Source organism: Algoriphagus yeomjeoni, assembly GCF_049821175.1.
Classification (GTDB): domain Bacteria; phylum Bacteroidota; class Bacteroidia; order Cytophagales; family Cyclobacteriaceae; genus Algoriphagus; species Algoriphagus yeomjeoni_A.
Window position 1 is genome coordinate 3548465 of sequence record NZ_CP187512.1, and the last position, 15224, is coordinate 3563688.

General features: G+C 42.0%; 15 protein-coding genes. 10 read left to right on the forward strand and 5 right to left on the reverse strand.

Annotated features, from left to right (window positions below; translation table 11 throughout):
* Positions 1-25: 25 nt before the first annotated feature.
* The 4 genes from ACPUEN_RS14290 to ACPUEN_RS14305 are packed head-to-tail and all read left to right on the forward strand — an operon-like array spanning position 26 to position 2052.
* On the forward strand, positions 26-295 hold the full coding sequence (locus tag ACPUEN_RS14290) for a DUF493 family protein (protein ID WP_425636576.1): 270 nt from the start codon (positions 26-28) through the stop codon (positions 293-295).
* A 12-nt stretch (positions 296-307) separates the two neighbouring features.
* On the forward strand, positions 308-538 hold the full coding sequence (locus tag ACPUEN_RS14295; RefSeq protein ID WP_425636577.1) for a 4a-hydroxytetrahydrobiopterin dehydratase: 231 nt from the start codon (positions 308-310) through the stop codon (positions 536-538).
* A complete protein-coding gene (gene rsmI / locus ACPUEN_RS14300) occupies positions 538-1230 on the forward strand; it encodes a 16S rRNA (cytidine(1402)-2'-O)-methyltransferase (protein ID WP_425636578.1) in 693 nt (230 codons plus the stop codon). Before ACPUEN_RS14295 ends, rsmI begins: the two co-directional genes overlap by 1 nt.
* A gap of 18 nt (positions 1231-1248) precedes the next feature.
* Positions 1249-2052, forward strand: a complete 804-nt coding sequence (locus ACPUEN_RS14305) for an inositol monophosphatase family protein (RefSeq protein ID WP_425636579.1) — start codon at positions 1249-1251, stop codon at positions 2050-2052.
* Here ACPUEN_RS14305 and ACPUEN_RS14310 read toward each other — a convergent pair whose 3' ends face one another.
* Positions 2053-2961, reverse strand: coding sequence for an AEC family transporter (locus tag ACPUEN_RS14310; protein WP_425636580.1), 909 nt, complete (start codon positions 2959-2961; stop codon positions 2053-2055).
* A 104-nt stretch (positions 2962-3065) separates the two neighbouring features.
* Between ACPUEN_RS14310 and ACPUEN_RS14315 the strand changes: the two genes are divergently transcribed.
* The gene (locus tag ACPUEN_RS14315) at positions 3066-3293 is read left to right on the forward strand and encodes a hypothetical protein (protein WP_425636581.1); all 228 of its coding nucleotides are present in this window, start codon (positions 3066-3068) and stop codon (positions 3291-3293) included.
* Here the strand turns inward: ACPUEN_RS14315 and ACPUEN_RS14320 are convergent.
* Entirely contained in the window at positions 3290-3664 is a 375-nt protein-coding gene (locus ACPUEN_RS14320) for a UDP-glucuronosyltransferase (RefSeq protein ID WP_425636582.1), read from the reverse strand. The two genes, ACPUEN_RS14315 and ACPUEN_RS14320, sit on opposite strands and share 4 nt — an antisense overlap.
* Positions 3665-3811: 147 nt before the next feature.
* Between ACPUEN_RS14320 and glyA the strand changes: the two genes are divergently transcribed.
* The 3 genes from glyA (at position 3812) to rpiB (ending at position 6506) form a co-directional block, all read left to right on the forward strand.
* Positions 3812-5080, forward strand: coding sequence for a serine hydroxymethyltransferase (gene glyA / locus ACPUEN_RS14325; protein WP_425636583.1), 1269 nt, complete (start codon positions 3812-3814; stop codon positions 5078-5080).
* Positions 5081-5095: 15 nt separating this feature from the next.
* Positions 5096-5950, forward strand: a complete 855-nt coding sequence (gene tatC / locus ACPUEN_RS14330; protein ID WP_425636584.1) for a twin-arginine translocase subunit TatC — start codon at positions 5096-5098, stop codon at positions 5948-5950.
* 118 nt (positions 5951-6068) lie between these two features.
* Positions 6069-6506 (forward strand): ribose 5-phosphate isomerase B, encoded by a 438-nt coding sequence (rpiB, locus tag ACPUEN_RS14335; RefSeq protein WP_425636585.1) that lies wholly within the window; start codon positions 6069-6071, stop codon positions 6504-6506.
* 166 nt (positions 6507-6672) lie between these two features.
* Here rpiB and ACPUEN_RS14340 read toward each other — a convergent pair whose 3' ends face one another.
* Together ACPUEN_RS14340 and ACPUEN_RS14345 are read right to left on the reverse strand one after the other, a co-directional pair.
* The gene (locus tag ACPUEN_RS14340; RefSeq protein WP_425636586.1) at positions 6673-7416 is read right to left on the reverse strand and encodes a hypothetical protein; all 744 of its coding nucleotides are present in this window, start codon (positions 7414-7416) and stop codon (positions 6673-6675) included.
* Positions 7417-7422: 6 nt separating this feature from the next.
* Complete coding sequence (locus ACPUEN_RS14345; protein WP_425636587.1) at positions 7423-10677, reverse strand: S41 family peptidase; 3255 nt, start codon at positions 10675-10677, stop codon at positions 7423-7425.
* Positions 10678-11068: 391 nt separating this feature from the next.
* On the opposite strand from ACPUEN_RS14345, the gene ACPUEN_RS14350 reads away from it, so the two are divergent.
* The gene (locus ACPUEN_RS14350; RefSeq protein ID WP_425636588.1) at positions 11069-12997 is read left to right on the forward strand and encodes a tetratricopeptide repeat-containing sensor histidine kinase; all 1929 of its coding nucleotides are present in this window, start codon (positions 11069-11071) and stop codon (positions 12995-12997) included.
* A complete protein-coding gene (locus ACPUEN_RS14355) occupies positions 12994-13638 on the forward strand; it encodes a response regulator (protein ID WP_425636590.1) in 645 nt (214 codons plus the stop codon). Before ACPUEN_RS14350 ends, ACPUEN_RS14355 begins: the two co-directional genes overlap by 4 nt.
* 52 nt (positions 13639-13690) lie before the next feature.
* On the opposite strand, the gene ACPUEN_RS14360 is transcribed toward ACPUEN_RS14355, so the two are convergent.
* Positions 13691-14719 (reverse strand): hypothetical protein, encoded by a 1029-nt coding sequence (locus ACPUEN_RS14360; RefSeq protein ID WP_425636591.1) that lies wholly within the window; start codon positions 14717-14719, stop codon positions 13691-13693.
* Positions 14720-15224: the final 505 nt, after the last annotated feature.

Sequence of the window (15224 nt, forward strand, 5' to 3'; positions counted from 1 at the left end):
GTAATTTGACAATCGCTCCCTATCTATGGACAAAAAGGAATTCGATAAAGAAAACTTTAAGGAAAAATTAATAGCCAGTGGTGAATTCCCACAGCTTTATATGTTTAAATTTATAGTTCCTAACGAAAAAGAAAACGAGGTAGTAGCCTTATTTCCCAAACATGAGGTGACAACTAAAGCGAGTTCTGGAGGTAAGTACGTGAGCGCCACTATTCAGGCAATGATGAAAGACCCCGATCAGATAATAAAAATCTACGAAGAAGCTGCCGAAATAGAAGGATTAATATCACTTTAAACTCAATGATTTATGTGGAAAGAAGAAGATAACAAACTTAAAAAAACATTCAAGTTCAAAGATTTTAAAGAGGCTTTTGGCTTCATGACCCGAGTGGCATTTCTGGCCGAGGGCATGCAGCATCATCCAAACTGGAGTAATGTTTACAATACAGTAGAAATCGAGCTGACTACACACGACTCAGGAAATACCGTGACAAAAAAAGATCGTGAATTAGCGAAAGCCATTGATGAGATCAATTAATGAGTGAAACTTCCCCAAACCTATTTTTGGTACCTACCCCAATTGGTAACCTTAAAGATATCACGCTCAGGGCAATTGAAGTACTGAAAACGGCTGATGTGATTCTAGCTGAGGATACACGTACTAGTGGCCAATTGCTGAAACATCTAGAAATTTCCAGACCACTTCAGAGCTACCATATTTTCAACGAACATAAGACAGTCGAGAAGCTAGTCGAGCGGATGAATAGAGGTGAAGTATTCGCTTTAATCAGCGATGCTGGTACACCTGCTATTTCGGATCCTGGATTTCTCTTAGTCAGAGAAGTTCTTGCCGCTGGTTTGGATGTGCAGTGCCTTCCTGGAGCTACAGCATTTGTACCTGCTTTGGTCAATAGTGGCTTGCCCAATGACCGTTTTGTATTCGAAGGGTTTTTGCCTCACAAAAAAGGGAGAAAGACCAGACTTGATGGACTGATCGAAGAAGTGAGAACCATCATTTTTTATGAATCACCACATCGACTCCTGAAAACGCTGGGGCAGCTAGCTGAAGCTTTCGGAGCAGAAAGGCAAGCCTGCGTATCCCGCGAACTTACTAAGCTCCACGAGGAGAACGTGAGAGGCACCTTAGCCGAGTTAATTGAATATTACGAAACAAACACCCTAAAAGGCGAAATCGTCCTTACAGTGGCAGGTAAGAATCCCAAATCCTGATTTAGAAAATCAACTTTTATGATCTCAACAGAAAAACTTACGCTACTTCTTGAGAAAACTCAGGAAATAGCCAAAGAAGCCGGCGCTTTTATCCGCAGGGAAAGGCGTCACTTCAACCCAGAACGAGTAGAGCACAAAGGCGTCAATGACCTTGTTTCCTATGTGGACAAGGAAGCAGAAAAGATCATTGTGAATAAGCTTTCTCAAATCTTTCCTGAGGCCGGCTTTATTACCGAAGAGGGTACTAATACCACACAGGCGGAAGAGTTCAACTGGGTGATAGATCCGTTGGACGGCACCACTAATTTTATTCACGGCGTACCGATTTATTCTGTAAGTATTGCTTTGATGGAGCGTGACGAGGTGATTTTGGGGGTAGTCTATGAAGTGAATCTCCACGAGTGCTTCTATGCTATGAAAGGTGGAGGAGCATTCTGTAACGATACCCGGATTAGAGTAAGTGAAGCAAAAACGCTTTCCGAATCGCTGATAGCGACGGGATTTCCATACAGTAATTTCGATTTGATTGATAAATACCTAGCCGCTTTGAAATCAATCATGAAATCTTCCCATGGTGCCCGTAGATTCGGCAGTGCAGCGGTAGATCTTTGTTATGTCGCTGCTGGTCGCGTCGAAGGATTTTTTGAGTATAACCTGAATTCCTATGATGTAGCTGCGGGTACTTTGATCGTGGAAGAAGCGGGAGGAAAAGTGACTGACTTCTCCGGAGGAAGAGATTTTGTATTCGGCAGAGAGATTTTGTCTACGAATGAAAAAATCCACGAGGAGATTTTAGCCAACTTGAAAACCGCTTGGGCCTAGTCAGCTAAGGAAATAATACCAAACCATAAGTGTCACCAGCGAGATTGGTATTCCCAATCCTGCTAAAAGTGTGGCTAATTTTGGTTTGAGGTCGTATTGGATGGCGACAATAGAGCCCGTAATCATTGGAGCCATGCCACTCTCCAAAACTGTGACTTTCAGTTCAAGGCTATTTTCTGGGAGAATATTTTGGTAAATAAGCCAAACGATCAAAGGAGCCAGCAAAAGCCTGTAGCCCATTCCGTACCAATAATATTTGGAACTCAGGGAGTCAAAATCCAACGAGAACTTGAGGCCGATTGCGAAAATCGCCACTGGAGCCATTGTTTTGCCTATGAGCGAAACGATGGGAATAAGAAACTCCGGAGTCTTCCAGCCTAGTATGCTCATCGCTATAGTGAGCAGAAGAAAACCGAATGGTGGGAATTTTATGATTTTCAGCGGGATTTCGCTCAGATTACCTTCTTTGTGGGAATAGATCGAGCCGACCAAAATCGATAGAGAAGAAACTAAAAGAAAGGATCCGCCTTGATCTATAAGTAATGCTATGGGCAAGGCCTCTTTTCCATACAGTGCCTCCACCACAGGAAAGCCTAAGAAGGAAGTATTCGCCAAGCCAGCCACAATCACAAGACATCCGGTTAATTGGTTATCCCACTTTAAGACTTTGCCCAACATACCAAAAATCAGCCAAGAAAGTAAGAAGGTAAACCATGCCGAGGAGACGGGAATCAGTAAATCCCAGCCGGGGTTTATTTGAGGAATATATAACAACGCAAGAGCAGGGAGAACAATGTTGAGAAGATAGGCATTGACCCATTTCGTGATTTTTTCCTGCGGAAGATTAGGTTGTTTCTGAAGAAAAAGCCCGAACAGAAGACATAAAAACGCAATGATAGCTCCTGTCATGCTGATTTTGGATTGCGGGTATTTTTTGTTAACATAAAATTAATTTGGCAAAATTGTACTTTGCTGATTATCAGTATACTTTTGGTCTAAATAACCGAGAATCTATGACTAAACTTATACCGATTTTTATCAATGGAAGAAAATGGATTCAGCTTTCACAGCTCTCAAAGGAGCAATCATTGAAGTTGAAATCATGGCTTCCAATTAGTTGCCTGAAGAAAATCATGTTTCAAGGAAGCGAATTTACCGATTGTCTGGATTTTGAAACCTACGAATATTGGTTTCGCACACATCAAGTTTCAGAGCAAAAGCAAGCCTTGTTGGATTTTTAATCCAATCCGTAATTTTTTCTCTTTTCCTCAAAATATCTACTCAACTCAGGGTAGACGTCACTTTCGACTTCAGGAATTCCGTCTAAGATCAGTTCCATATTTCCCTCCATCCCATCTGTATTCACCTGCATTCCTTCGACTAGATAGACTATATCCTCCATAGACAAAGGCTCAAAACTAGATGATGGGTATAGCATGTAATCATTTCCATAGAAATCAACCGCCTCAAACTGGATCTTAAGCTCCAGAAAATGTGCATAAATGCTAATTTGCTCTCCCCACTGGCTCTCAGGGTAGTTCAATTTTACTAATAAAACAGAAGTAGTTCCTTCCGTAAAATAGCTTTCAGGCTGGAATTTGAAATCAATCATCCGCCAAAAATAACAATTCCTTAGAATTGGAAATTCCAATACCATTTTTGGATTGGATAATCGGGACTTTCGGACTATTTTTGGGCACATTTGCAGGTAGGCCATCTGGCTACCTTTCCATTAAAATTTGCTTTCAAACCCCTGATTATGAAAAGAGATTCGCTTGTTTTCGACCTAATCAACGAAGAAGAGGACAGACAAAAGAGAGGCATCGAACTGATTGCTTCCGAAAACTTCACCAGCAAACAAGTGATGGAAGCTGCGGGAAGTGTGCTGACAAACAAATATGCTGAAGGTCTTCCGGGCAAGCGCTACTATGGCGGTTGCGAAGTTGTGGATAAAATCGAGCAATTGGCGATAGACCGTGCAAAGGAGCTTTTCGGGGCGACTTGGGTCAATGTACAGCCTCACTCAGGTGCCCAGGCGAATGCTGCTGTTTTATTGGCATGTTTGAAAGCTGGCGATCCGATTTTAGGCTTTGACCTATCACATGGTGGTCACCTGACTCATGGTTCTCCGGTTAATTTTTCAGGAAAGTTATATGATCCACACTTTTACGGAGTGGAGGAAGCAACTGGAAGAATAGATTACGATAAGTTGGAAGAAAAAGCGCTGGAAGTTTCTCCTAAATTGATCATCTGTGGAGCTTCGGCTTATTCCAGAGATTGGGATTATGCACGATTGAGAGAGATAGCGGATCAAGTGGAAGCGATTCTTTTGGCAGATATTTCTCATCCATCTGGATTGATTGCAAAAGGACTTTTGAATGATCCGCTGGACCACTGTCATATTGTGACTACCACTACTCACAAGACTCTGAGAGGTCCAAGAGGTGGAATGATCATGATGCGTGAGGATTTTGATAATCCTTGGGGATTGACTACTCCAAAAGGAGAAATCAAAAAGATGTCTTCTTTGCTGGATATGGGCGTATTCCCAGGAACTCAAGGAGGGCCGTTGGAGCATATCATCGCGGCAAAAGCTATTGCTTTCGAAGAATGTCTTTCCGACGAATACATGCATTATGTCCTTCAGGTGAAAAAGAACGCATCCGTAATGGCTGATCAGTTCGTAAGTCTTGGATATCAAATTATCTCTGGCGGAACAGACAATCACATGATGCTTATCGATCTTAGAAATAAAGACTTAACTGGCAAAATCGCCGAGCAGACGCTTGGCAAAGTGGATATCACCATCAATAAAAACATGGTTCCATTTGATACAAAATCTCCGTTTGTTACCTCAGGAATGAGAATAGGAACGGCAGCGATCACCACCAGAGGCTTGAAAGAGGACGATATGGTAAAAATTGTGAACCTGATCGACAGAGCTTTGGTAAATCATGAGAATGAAGCCGAATTGGCAAACATCCGTAGCGAAGTAAATGCTTGGATGAATCAGTTTCCATTATACTAGAATTATAGACCACACGTGGCGTTAGATCAATATCAAGAAGAGGAAGAAGAAGGAGGAATGTCCTTTTTGGACCATTTAGAAGCATTGCGTTGGCATTTGCTTCGATCAGTAGCTGCTATCCTAATTTTATCTGTTGCGGCCTTTTTGGCCAAAAGCTTCGTTTTCGGAGTAGTAATCCTAGGTCCATCCAAAGTTGACTTTGTCACTTACAGATGGCTATGTGAACTCAGTGATTACGTAGGATTGCCTGCGCTCTGTATAGACGAACTTCCATTTACTATCCAAAGTAGGCAAATGACAGGTCAGTTTACCATGCACATGACGTCAAGTTTTGTGGTGGGATTCATCGCTTCATTTCCCTTCGTATTCTGGGAGGTATGGAGATTCATCAGTCCGGGATTGTATGATCAGGAGAAGAACGCAGCAAGAGGAGCAGTCTTCTTTGTGAGTTTACTATTCTTCATGGGAGCAGGATTCGGATACTTTATCCTTTCCCCGCTTTCGATCAACTTCCTCTCTAACTATCAGCTGGATCCCTCGATTCTAAACGAATTTGACATTACTTCTTACATCTCTACACTCACGATGTTGGTACTTGCTTCTGCGATCATGTTCCAGCTTCCGGTGGTAGTTTATTTCTTGGCGATGTCTGGTTTGGTGACTTCAGGCATGCTGAAATCCTATAGAAGACATGCGATCGTGGTGATCTTGGTATTGTCGGCTATCATCACACCTCCGGATGTGATTAGCCAGATTCTGATTGCAATGCCGATTCTGGTGCTTTATGAAGCTGGGATTCAGATTGCGAAAAGACTGGAAAGAAAAAGAGCTGCAAAAAAAGCGAAGGAAGATATTGATGATGCACTTTAAGGTTAGATACTAGTAGTAAGTAGCAAGATTTTAGAATCAAGAGATAAGAACCAATAGACAAGATGGAAGGCCTTAGTTCGGTCTCCTGTCTTCCGGCTTCGGTCTTTAAGAAAAAATTATGGCAAAGAAAATAGCAATAGGAGGAGATCACGCAGGAGTAGAGTACAAAGCCAAAATGGTTGCGAAACTCGAGGCGCTAGGATATGAGGTGAAGGATTTTGGTCCCTCCACCGATGCATCTGTGGATTATCCAGATTATGTACACCCTTTGAGCTCAGCTATCGAAGCCGGTGAATATGAGCTGGGCATTGTGATCTGTGGTTCTGGAAATGGTGTCGCAATCACAGCCAACAAGCACCAGGGAATCCGAGCAGCATTGTGCTGGAACGAGGATTTGGCGGCTTTGTCCAGACAGCATAACAATGCAAATGTATTGGCTCTTCCGGCTCGATTTATATCGTATGAATTGGCGGAAAAGCTTGCTGAGATATTCTTGACTACTGAATTTGAAGGCGGAAGACATCAGAATCGAGTAAGTAAGATTGCTTGCAGCTAATGAGACTTGCCATTCGTGAGCACGAACGGCGGCAGCAGAGTAAAATTGCGTGTAGCTAAAAAGCTGGAAGATCAAAGACGGAAAAAGCTTTGTACCTCCCTAAATAGTGTTGACTACTTATAATGTTGTTTTTATCCTCTTACTGGCATTATAGGGCATTTACATTTCAGGTTAGGCTAAGTCCATAAAACCAGACAGAGAACGCTTTCCAAAACTCCAATTTATAGAATGTGAACAAGGAAATGTGGTAACACAGCAAGAGTACTAAAACGATCAGGAAAACACCCTTTCTTCTGTGGACTCTCCAATCCCAAATAGCCAATCCAATCACAAGCAAGTCGGCCATGGCATATCCATAAAATGGAACAACCGGCATTCCCTCCAATGTTGGGGCATACTCGATAAGGCTTGGAATGTACTTGTATATTATCCGGTCGGTAATCGGAGTGAACAAAGGAAAAATAGTGCAGAACATATACCTGGCATGCGTCAACCTATCCTTTCTATAGATAATCCCCAAACTATAAATGATTACCAAAACAATAGTACCATTGATCATTAGTGCAGTAGAAAAGTAGGTGCCCAGATCAACTACATCACTTTTTCTGATTGTAGCGTGGATTAAAAGGAATGTGGACAAAATCAGTATGGGGAAAGTCACATATGAAACCTTCCCTAGTAACCTGTGGATTTCATACTTTTTTATTCGGATCAAAAAGGCCTGCGCAATCAAAAGTAGTACCCAAAGCGTCATGAATATCCCATGGAAATGCATGTAAAAGGACATTTCCCTACCCAAAATAGAATAGTAACTACTCCAAAAAGCTAAGAGAGCAAACGCAAAGAAGGCAATCAAATAGATTGCACTTCTCTGATATAAAAACTCATTTAATTTGAGGGTCTTTCCCACACGCTATTAATTATTTCCATTTTTAAAACTCTTGTCAGGATAAGCAGGAGCCTGTGGTACCGGTCTTGGATCAGCCTTGATCAAAGCCTTCAGGTGCTCGATTGCAGCTTCCAATTGAGCATCTTTTCCTTCGAAAGTCTCCTTAGGTAAATTGATCACTTCGATATCGGGAATAAAGCCAACTCCTTCGATGAGCCATTCGCCCTCTTCGCCATAGACACCATTCATCGGAGCTCGTGCAATTCCATTATCAGTCAATGTGTTTGAACCAGAGAGCCAAACTTCGCCTCCCCAAGTCCTAGCTCCAATTGCTTTACCCATACCTAGTCTTCGAAAGCCTTCTGCAAAAGCTTCACCATCTGAAGCAGTAAACTCATCCACCAACAAGACTAAATGACCACGGAAAGCATAAGGCATATTCCAATAGGGCTCTCCATTTCTGCTTTTCCAGTAGAAGAAAACCTCCCGCATCAATTTCTCCAAAATAAAGGAATCAATGTTACCTCCACGATTGTGACGCATATCGATGACCAAGCCATCTTTTTTGAACTGAGGGTAAAAATCCCTGTACCACTGACCAATATCTCCAGACGTCATAGCGCGCAGGTGAACATAGCCCAATGCTCCATCCGACTTGGCTTCTGTCTCTAATCTTCTGGTATATTCCCATTCGTTGTATCGAAGATTAGATTCTGCCTGTGAAGACATAGGCATCAGGATCTGATCTGTTTTGGCTTTGCCATCTGCAGAAATCAAGGAAATACGAACCTGCTTGCCAGCCTTGTCTCTTAATAAATAATAGATATCTGGCACTTCCATCACTCCTACTCCATCAATAGTTGTGATGATGTCTCCTTCAGCTATCATCAGATCAGGATGAGAAAGTGGTGACATCTCATCAGGATAATCAGGGTCTGACAAATAGATATGATCAATAGAATACCCCTTCAATTTATCGTTTCGACTTAGTTTTGCACCAAGCATCCCAAAACCGATATTGTCCTCCCCATCTCGCAGATCTCCACCTCTTACAGATGTGTGAAGTACAGAAAGTTCGCCCACCATTTCCCCGATCACATCAGAAAGCTCGGCACGAGTGGTAACCCGATCTACCAAAGGCAGGTATTTCTCATACATCGCATCCCAATCGACACCATGCATGCCAGCATCATAAAAATAGTCCCGTTCCATTCTCCATGCATCGGTAAAAATTTGCTTCCAATCTTCCTTTGGATCGATGGAATATTTCACTCCGCTGATATCCACTTTGGTTTTGGATAGGTCAGAAACTGGAGAAGTACTCAGCTCAACCACAGAAAACATGCTTCCATTCTGAACTAGGATGTATTTCTTATTGAGTGAAACCGTATAGTTTCTGACATTATCGATAAACGCTTTTGGCTCTGGCTTATTGGAAATTGGTACCATCATCAATGGTGCTTTCTCATTACCACCTCCGCCTCCACCATAAAACACTCCCATTCCAGGGCCTATTTCATGGAAATATAGTGCTTTGTCAGTCACAATGAGATTGGTATAATTCCCTGCAGGAACTGGCACTTCACGAAGCCTGGTTTGAATTCCATTTTCTTCGATAGTTACGGTCACCTTTTCAGGTGCTTTTTCTGCCTCTTTTTGCAATTCATTGTTGAAAAAGAATGGTGAAACAAGACCATCCTTTAAACCGATTTGATAGATTTTCATCTGCTTTTCCCAGAATGGTTCCGGCTGACGCGTTCCCCATGGACTACCTATAGCAGATTGGAAATTACGATCTGAGAGAAAATACAACCAATTGCCATCTTTGCTCCACTGTGGGCTAAGGCTATTTGCCCGGTCAGAGGTCATAGCGATTCGCTTCTTGCTTTCTATATTGAATGCATGGATTTGGGAAAAAGTATTGCTTGCTGCCTGAGCATAAGCGAGCCATTTGCCATCAGGAGACCAAGACATACTCGACGTAATATCTTCATCCGAATCTGTCACTTTTGTTTGAGCTCCAGTGGCTTTATCCATCACCCAGATCGTATTATTCAAATCCCGGAAGGCAATCATTGATCCCTCTGGGGAAGGAATCATATCAAATTTCAGGGTAGTTCCATTCTTGGAAACTTGCTTTCCCTGATCCATTCCCATGCTATTGTATTCGTGAATTTCAAATTCTGAAGTTTCGTCTGAAAAGCTTAAAATCGATTTTCCATCAGGGGAGAAAATCGCATCCCGGTAGCGGACACCTTCTTTTCGACTGAGCCGAACTGTTCTGCCATCTTTCACAGGAATAGAGAATATCCGTCCGCGCGTCGTCATTACTACTCGTTCGCCATCATTGGACACAGCCATGTTACTGAGATAGGACATGGGATTATCAACCCATTTTTCACGAAGCTGATCGAAATCTGAGATTAGCTGAATGGCTAGGGTTTTTGCTGTTCCTGCACTCAAATCCATAAGTTTCAAATCTGCCCCAACGCGATAAACTAATTGATTCCCAGAAATCGAAAACTCCCGAACATCGAAACTTGGTTCTTTGGTGAGTTGGGTAAGTGAACCCCCGTTCTCATCCATGCTCCACACATTCACTATTCCATCTCGGGAGGAGAGAAAATATACTTTTCCTTGATGCGGCAATGGATGATGATCCTCTCCATTGTAATCTCTCGTCAATTTTACTGCTTCAGCAGCTCCTTCGGTATACTTCCAAAGCTGGCGGGCAGTGCCCCCCTCGTACCGCTTAGTGACGTTATTGTGGAATGTCGGTCGTACAAAAAAGTAAGTCGAGCCATCAGCAGAGAAGCTTCCTTCTGCTGCCATTTCCAGCGGGAGAAGTTTCTTCGCACCGTTGGTAACATCGACCGTTACCGTGTTGAGTTTTGGTAGTCTTGAATATTGATTGGTGACATAGGCTATTTCCGTTGCAGATTTCCAAGCCGTAGGAACTGAAGAAGAAGGTTCATAAGTCAATCGCTTAGGTAGCCCTCCAGAGATAGGCATCACATAAACCTCCGTTGGTCCTTCATAACTGGCAGCATAGGCCACCCATTTGCCATCAGGGGAAATCTTAGGGTCAGACTCATCTCCGGGATGTGAGGTAAGTCGGGTGGCATTTCCGCCAGCTACTGGCACTCTCCAGATATCACCCTCCGCCACGAAGACAAGTTGATCTCCGTTTAGGTCTGGATGCATAAAATAGCCTCGAGCTGTTTGAGCGGAGGAAAAATTGCAGATAATGAGGAGGAAAAGCGAAAGAATGAATTTTGACATAGCTTCTAGATTTAGGGGAAAGAACTCAATCTAATTCATCTAAAAGAAATCTCAATGCCTTTGGTATAATATTCAAGTTCAACTCAATACTAACTATCAAGGAGTGATGCTTGAAATAAAAGAAATATAAAAAATCTGAGGGAGAGGTACTTTATCTAAGTTCATTCCAGTATTTTGACAATACCAAACATGATTATTTAGGACTTTAGCAAATTTCACTTTTTTGAAATGATCTCCTTGTTCCGAAAAAACCCTTCAAAACAAAGTAACTTAATACTCGCCTTTTTCAGCCGAAGGAATTTTACAGACAGCGTAGCTCAAAACAACCGCTAAGAAGCCAAAAAATCTAGCATGGGATTTCATGTCAAAAAGGTTTTTAGTATGTTAGTGAATGCGGTATTCCTTAATACTCCTATTCTTTACGATTTTTTTTGAGATCAAAGCACAAGTACATCTATATCCAGATTCACTCCGCCAAAACCTCCAGAATGTAGAAGAAAAAGATCAAGTATTGGATCTGCTACGGATTGCCTTTTACTATGCGCCAGAAAACACCGATTCAGCACTTAATTATGTCAACAAAGCTGAAAAGATTGCTATAAAATATCAGGACACCTTGGGTGAAATCATCACCTACCGTATCAAGGGGGTGGTGTTCTATGAGTCCAATCGCCCCGACTCCACCATTTGGTACTACCGAAAAGGTCGCGCTCTTGCGGAAATAGCCTGTGAGGGTCTTCAATTAGCCCATTTCAACAATAATATTGGAATGTACTATTGGAACAAAGGCCTTTTGACAGAGGCATTGGGACAATTTTATGAAGCTAAAAAAGCCTACGATCTCGAGGAAAACCTCTATGATAAAGCCATGGTCTCCAACAATATTGGACTGATCTATCAATCCTTGGGTGATTTTGAAAAAGCACTGACCTTTGGTGTGGAAGCTCATGATCTCAGAAGGGCCATTCCGGATAGTATAGATATTATGACCTCTCTGGGCAACCTTGCCTTTATTTATACTGAATTAGAAGAGTATGAAAAGTCAGATTCGATCTTAAATGAAAGTCTCGCGATCTCTGAAGCCCTGGACTACACTGTCGAAGAATCCAAGGCTTACTCGGGATTGGCAAGCAACTTGGAGCGACAGGGGAAATACCAAGAAGCTGAATCCCTATATTTAGAATCAATCAAGCTCTCCAAAGACTTTGTAAACCAATCTCATCTGATGAACCGCTATGCCGAGCTGGCAGATCTCTATCTCAAGACTGGGCGATTCAATGAAGCCGCTCAGACAGCAGACCTATCACTCAAAATCTCGGATTCACTCCAGATTAGGTCTGCAAATGCCGGTGCCCTGATGACTTTTGCCATGAGCAAAATAGCACTGCAGGATCAGGAAGAGGGGTTTGCTGCGCTTGAAGATTACAACGAACTCATAGACTCCCTTTTCAACGCTCAAAAAGCTGCCAGTCTTTCAGAAATGGAAGTACGCTATGACACAGAGAAAAAAGAACAGCTCATTGCTTTGCAAAAAACAGATCTGACCCAGCAGAAATACATCAACCGAATGCAACTTTATCTGTCAGCAGGAGGCTTTATGTTGCTTTCACTCTTGGGAGGATTGTGGTATAACCGAAGTCGATATCAAAAGCAACTCGATATCCAAAACGTCAAGGCGACAGAAGAAAAAAACAGACTAAAGGCGGTGATCGAGGCAGAGGAAAAGGAACGCTCCAGAATAGCGCGGGAGCTACACGACGGACTGGGCCAAAGCCTCACCGCCGCAAAAATCTTTGTCGGAAACCTAAGCAAAAACTCTGATTCAGAAGAAGAACAGAAGTCTAAAGAAAAGTCCATGGGCTTATTAAGTCAGTCCATTCAGGAAGTGCGTCAAATATCCCACAACCTGATGCCCAAAAAATTTCAGGGACAGGGTCTGATACAGGCCTTGGAAGAAATGGAAGAGCTTATCAATAAAACCCATCAGGTTGATTTTCGACTAAATCTACAGCCATTCGATCTGAGGTTGAAAAAGGAAAATCAAGTCCACCTCTATAGGATTATCCAAGAACTGATCACTAACGGACTGAAACACGGCGATATTTCACAAATCGAGTTGTCCATCCAAGAAAACAAGAAAAACATCTACGTCAATTACCGGGACAATGGCCCGGGACTTTCGGAAGAAACCTTAATTAACAGCACTGGAATCGGCTGGCAAAATATGAATACCCGCACAGGATTTCTAGGTGGCAGTATACAATTGAACCCCATTGACCGAGGTGCAAATCTTCAGGTCACAGTCCCCAATCGCCCATGAATGCCATAAAAGCAGTCCTCGTAGACGATCACCCTATAGTCATGGAGGGCATTGAAATGCTACTCCAGGAAATTCCGGAAATTCATCTTCTTAGCAAATTAACGAATGGAAGATTCGCTCAGGATTTTCTAAAGACTACTGCCGTGGATTTAGTCATCACAGATATCAATATGCCTGAATATGACGGGCTGCAGCTTACCAAGTGGATCAAAGAAAATCATCCATCTACCAAAGTCATCATCCTATCCATGCATGACAATGACCACTATGTCCAAGAAATCATTTTGGCTGATGCCGAAGGATACCTACTCAAAGAAAACACAAGTGAAGAGCTCGTAAATGCTGTCAATCGTGTGCTTGATGATGGCATCTATTACAGTGATCAAATCGTCGGAAAACTCCGCTCAAATTTCCAACTCCAAAACAAGAAACATGTAATACTTCAATCGCTAACCGAACGGGAACAAGAAGTACTCCAATTAATTGTCCAAGAGCTCACCACACAGGAAATTGCCGATAAGCTATTCATCAGCAGACATACGGTAGAAAGTCATAAGAAAAATCTATTCAAAAAAACTGACCAAAACAGTTTGGTAGGCTTGGTGAAGTTTTCAATTGCCCATCAACTCATTGATGTCTAGATCCCTTTTGGAAGATAAATTAGTGATACCTCAGTGTGATACCCCGCCTTGGTTAATCTTTCGATTTATCCAGGGCAATAAACTTTTCCATTCCTCTGATTAAGTCAGTTGCCATTCGCTCAGTCACCACATCCAACCCTTCCAAATACCATTCTTCAATTGCCCCATTGGACTTATTTATTTTTGCTATTTCAAAAGGCTCTACATCAAAGTAGGTAGTACTGAAACTTAGGCCATCCCGATACATATTCATCATGCCAGCCCCAATTCTTCCTTTATACTCCTTGGACTGATCATCATCTATTGGGCCAACGATCCCAGCTTCAAGCCCATGCAAGACCAGAGATTTTCCATTTCGTACTAGACTTACATTGACGGTAAGAATTAAGACGGCATCCAGACCCAAATCCTCAACTATTAATCCAAGAGAAGCAGGAGATTTAAAGTCTGAACTCATAATACTAGCGCTGACCGGGTAAAACTCGTATCCTGATGCAGACAAGGAGCTTTGTACTTCTTTGTCTTTCCCTGTTAGAAAAGTATTTATGCTTAGCAATGACTTAACCAAACCACTGACTTCTATAGCATATACTCCCTCTTTATAAATCGTTCTTTTCTCCTCATCAGTAAGAAATTCTTGGGGTTCAATTAAAGAAATCCCTTTCGTTTTGAATTGATCCCCATATATGGGAAGCATTGTTTCAATAAATTTATCTGCTACAATGTTACTTCCTGAAGGTGAGAGAAAGTTTTTTGAATAAGTAGTGGTAGTTGTACTTGAATACATCCCCTCAAAAGTACTCTGTGAAACAACGGTTTCTGACTTATCCCAAACCTGCATCGTCAAAACTCCTATCCCTTTCGGATCGGGTAAATTCTCCTCGGCTAGGAGGTCTTCATTGAGCAAGCCCTGTAGCTGATCGATCCAAGTGCTATTATTCCTGTAGTTTTTGACCAGTTTGTCCCATTTTTTGTCATTTAGCTCTGCAATATCTTGAAGTGATTTTTGTGCAGAAACAAGGTTAGAAAAGCATAAAAACAATAGAATGAAGAAAACTAAAGATTTGAATAATGATTTCATATTTCGTTGATTTTTAGATAGGATATTGTTTTGAGCTTAGAAGTCCAGATCCCTAAATTGAATAGAATAGCCTATCTCATTTCAAAAGCGACTAATTTGATTGATTCAAAATTGGGCGATTCAAATCCTAAAATCAATCCCCAAGATTGGGTATATTTTATCCCTATCATTCGAGCTGACTCCATGCTTTTACAATTTCCAATTCGTTATACAAGTATTTTTTTTTGCATTGAGTAAAGGCTTCTTTCCGAATTGCCAAATGCCAAGAAAGGCTCTAAAGCCGATGCGAAAAATGGCTTTGGGTCACAATAGCTTAGTTGGTTTTCACTTCAAAAATATCAAACAGGGCAAATTTGGTACCTGAAGCAGAAAGCACGTCTATGAAAAAATGTGCTCCTGATAGACTTTGATGGACAGCAATTCCCACTTTGGTAGGCAAGCTATGCTGGGGTAAATACTTTCATCCTAAGCAGGCACTTTGGTCTGATCTCCCGTGCCTTAATGC

Excerpts from the sequence above, each read along its gene's own strand:
- ACPUEN_RS14290 (WP_425636576.1), top strand. The coding sequence starts at position 26 with ATGGACAAAAAGGAATTCGATAAAGAAAACTTTAAGGAAAAATTAATA.
- ACPUEN_RS14295 (WP_425636577.1), top strand. The coding sequence starts at position 308 with ATGTGGAAAGAAGAAGATAACAAACTTAAAAAAACATTCAAGTTCAAA.
- rsmI (WP_425636578.1), top strand. The coding sequence starts at position 538 with ATGAGTGAAACTTCCCCAAACCTATTTTTGGTACCTACCCCAATTGGT.
- ACPUEN_RS14305 (WP_425636579.1), top strand. The coding sequence starts at position 1,249 with ATGATCTCAACAGAAAAACTTACGCTACTTCTTGAGAAAACTCAGGAA.
- ACPUEN_RS14310 (WP_425636580.1), bottom strand. The coding sequence starts at position 2,961 with ATGACAGGAGCTATCATTGCGTTTTTATGTCTTCTGTTCGGGCTTTTT.
- ACPUEN_RS14315 (WP_425636581.1), top strand. The coding sequence starts at position 3,066 with ATGACTAAACTTATACCGATTTTTATCAATGGAAGAAAATGGATTCAG.
- ACPUEN_RS14320 (WP_425636582.1), bottom strand. The coding sequence starts at position 3,664 with ATGATTGATTTCAAATTCCAGCCTGAAAGCTATTTTACGGAAGGAACT.
- glyA (WP_425636583.1), top strand. The coding sequence starts at position 3,812 with ATGAAAAGAGATTCGCTTGTTTTCGACCTAATCAACGAAGAAGAGGAC.
- rpiB (WP_425636585.1), top strand. The coding sequence starts at position 6,069 with ATGGCAAAGAAAATAGCAATAGGAGGAGATCACGCAGGAGTAGAGTAC.
- ACPUEN_RS14345 (WP_425636587.1), bottom strand. The coding sequence starts at position 10,677 with ATGTCAAAATTCATTCTTTCGCTTTTCCTCCTCATTATCTGCAATTTT.
- ACPUEN_RS14350 (WP_425636588.1), top strand. The coding sequence starts at position 11,069 with ATGCGGTATTCCTTAATACTCCTATTCTTTACGATTTTTTTTGAGATC.
- ACPUEN_RS14355 (WP_425636590.1), top strand. The coding sequence starts at position 12,994 with ATGAATGCCATAAAAGCAGTCCTCGTAGACGATCACCCTATAGTCATG.
- ACPUEN_RS14360 (WP_425636591.1), bottom strand. The coding sequence starts at position 14,719 with ATGAAATCATTATTCAAATCTTTAGTTTTCTTCATTCTATTGTTTTTA.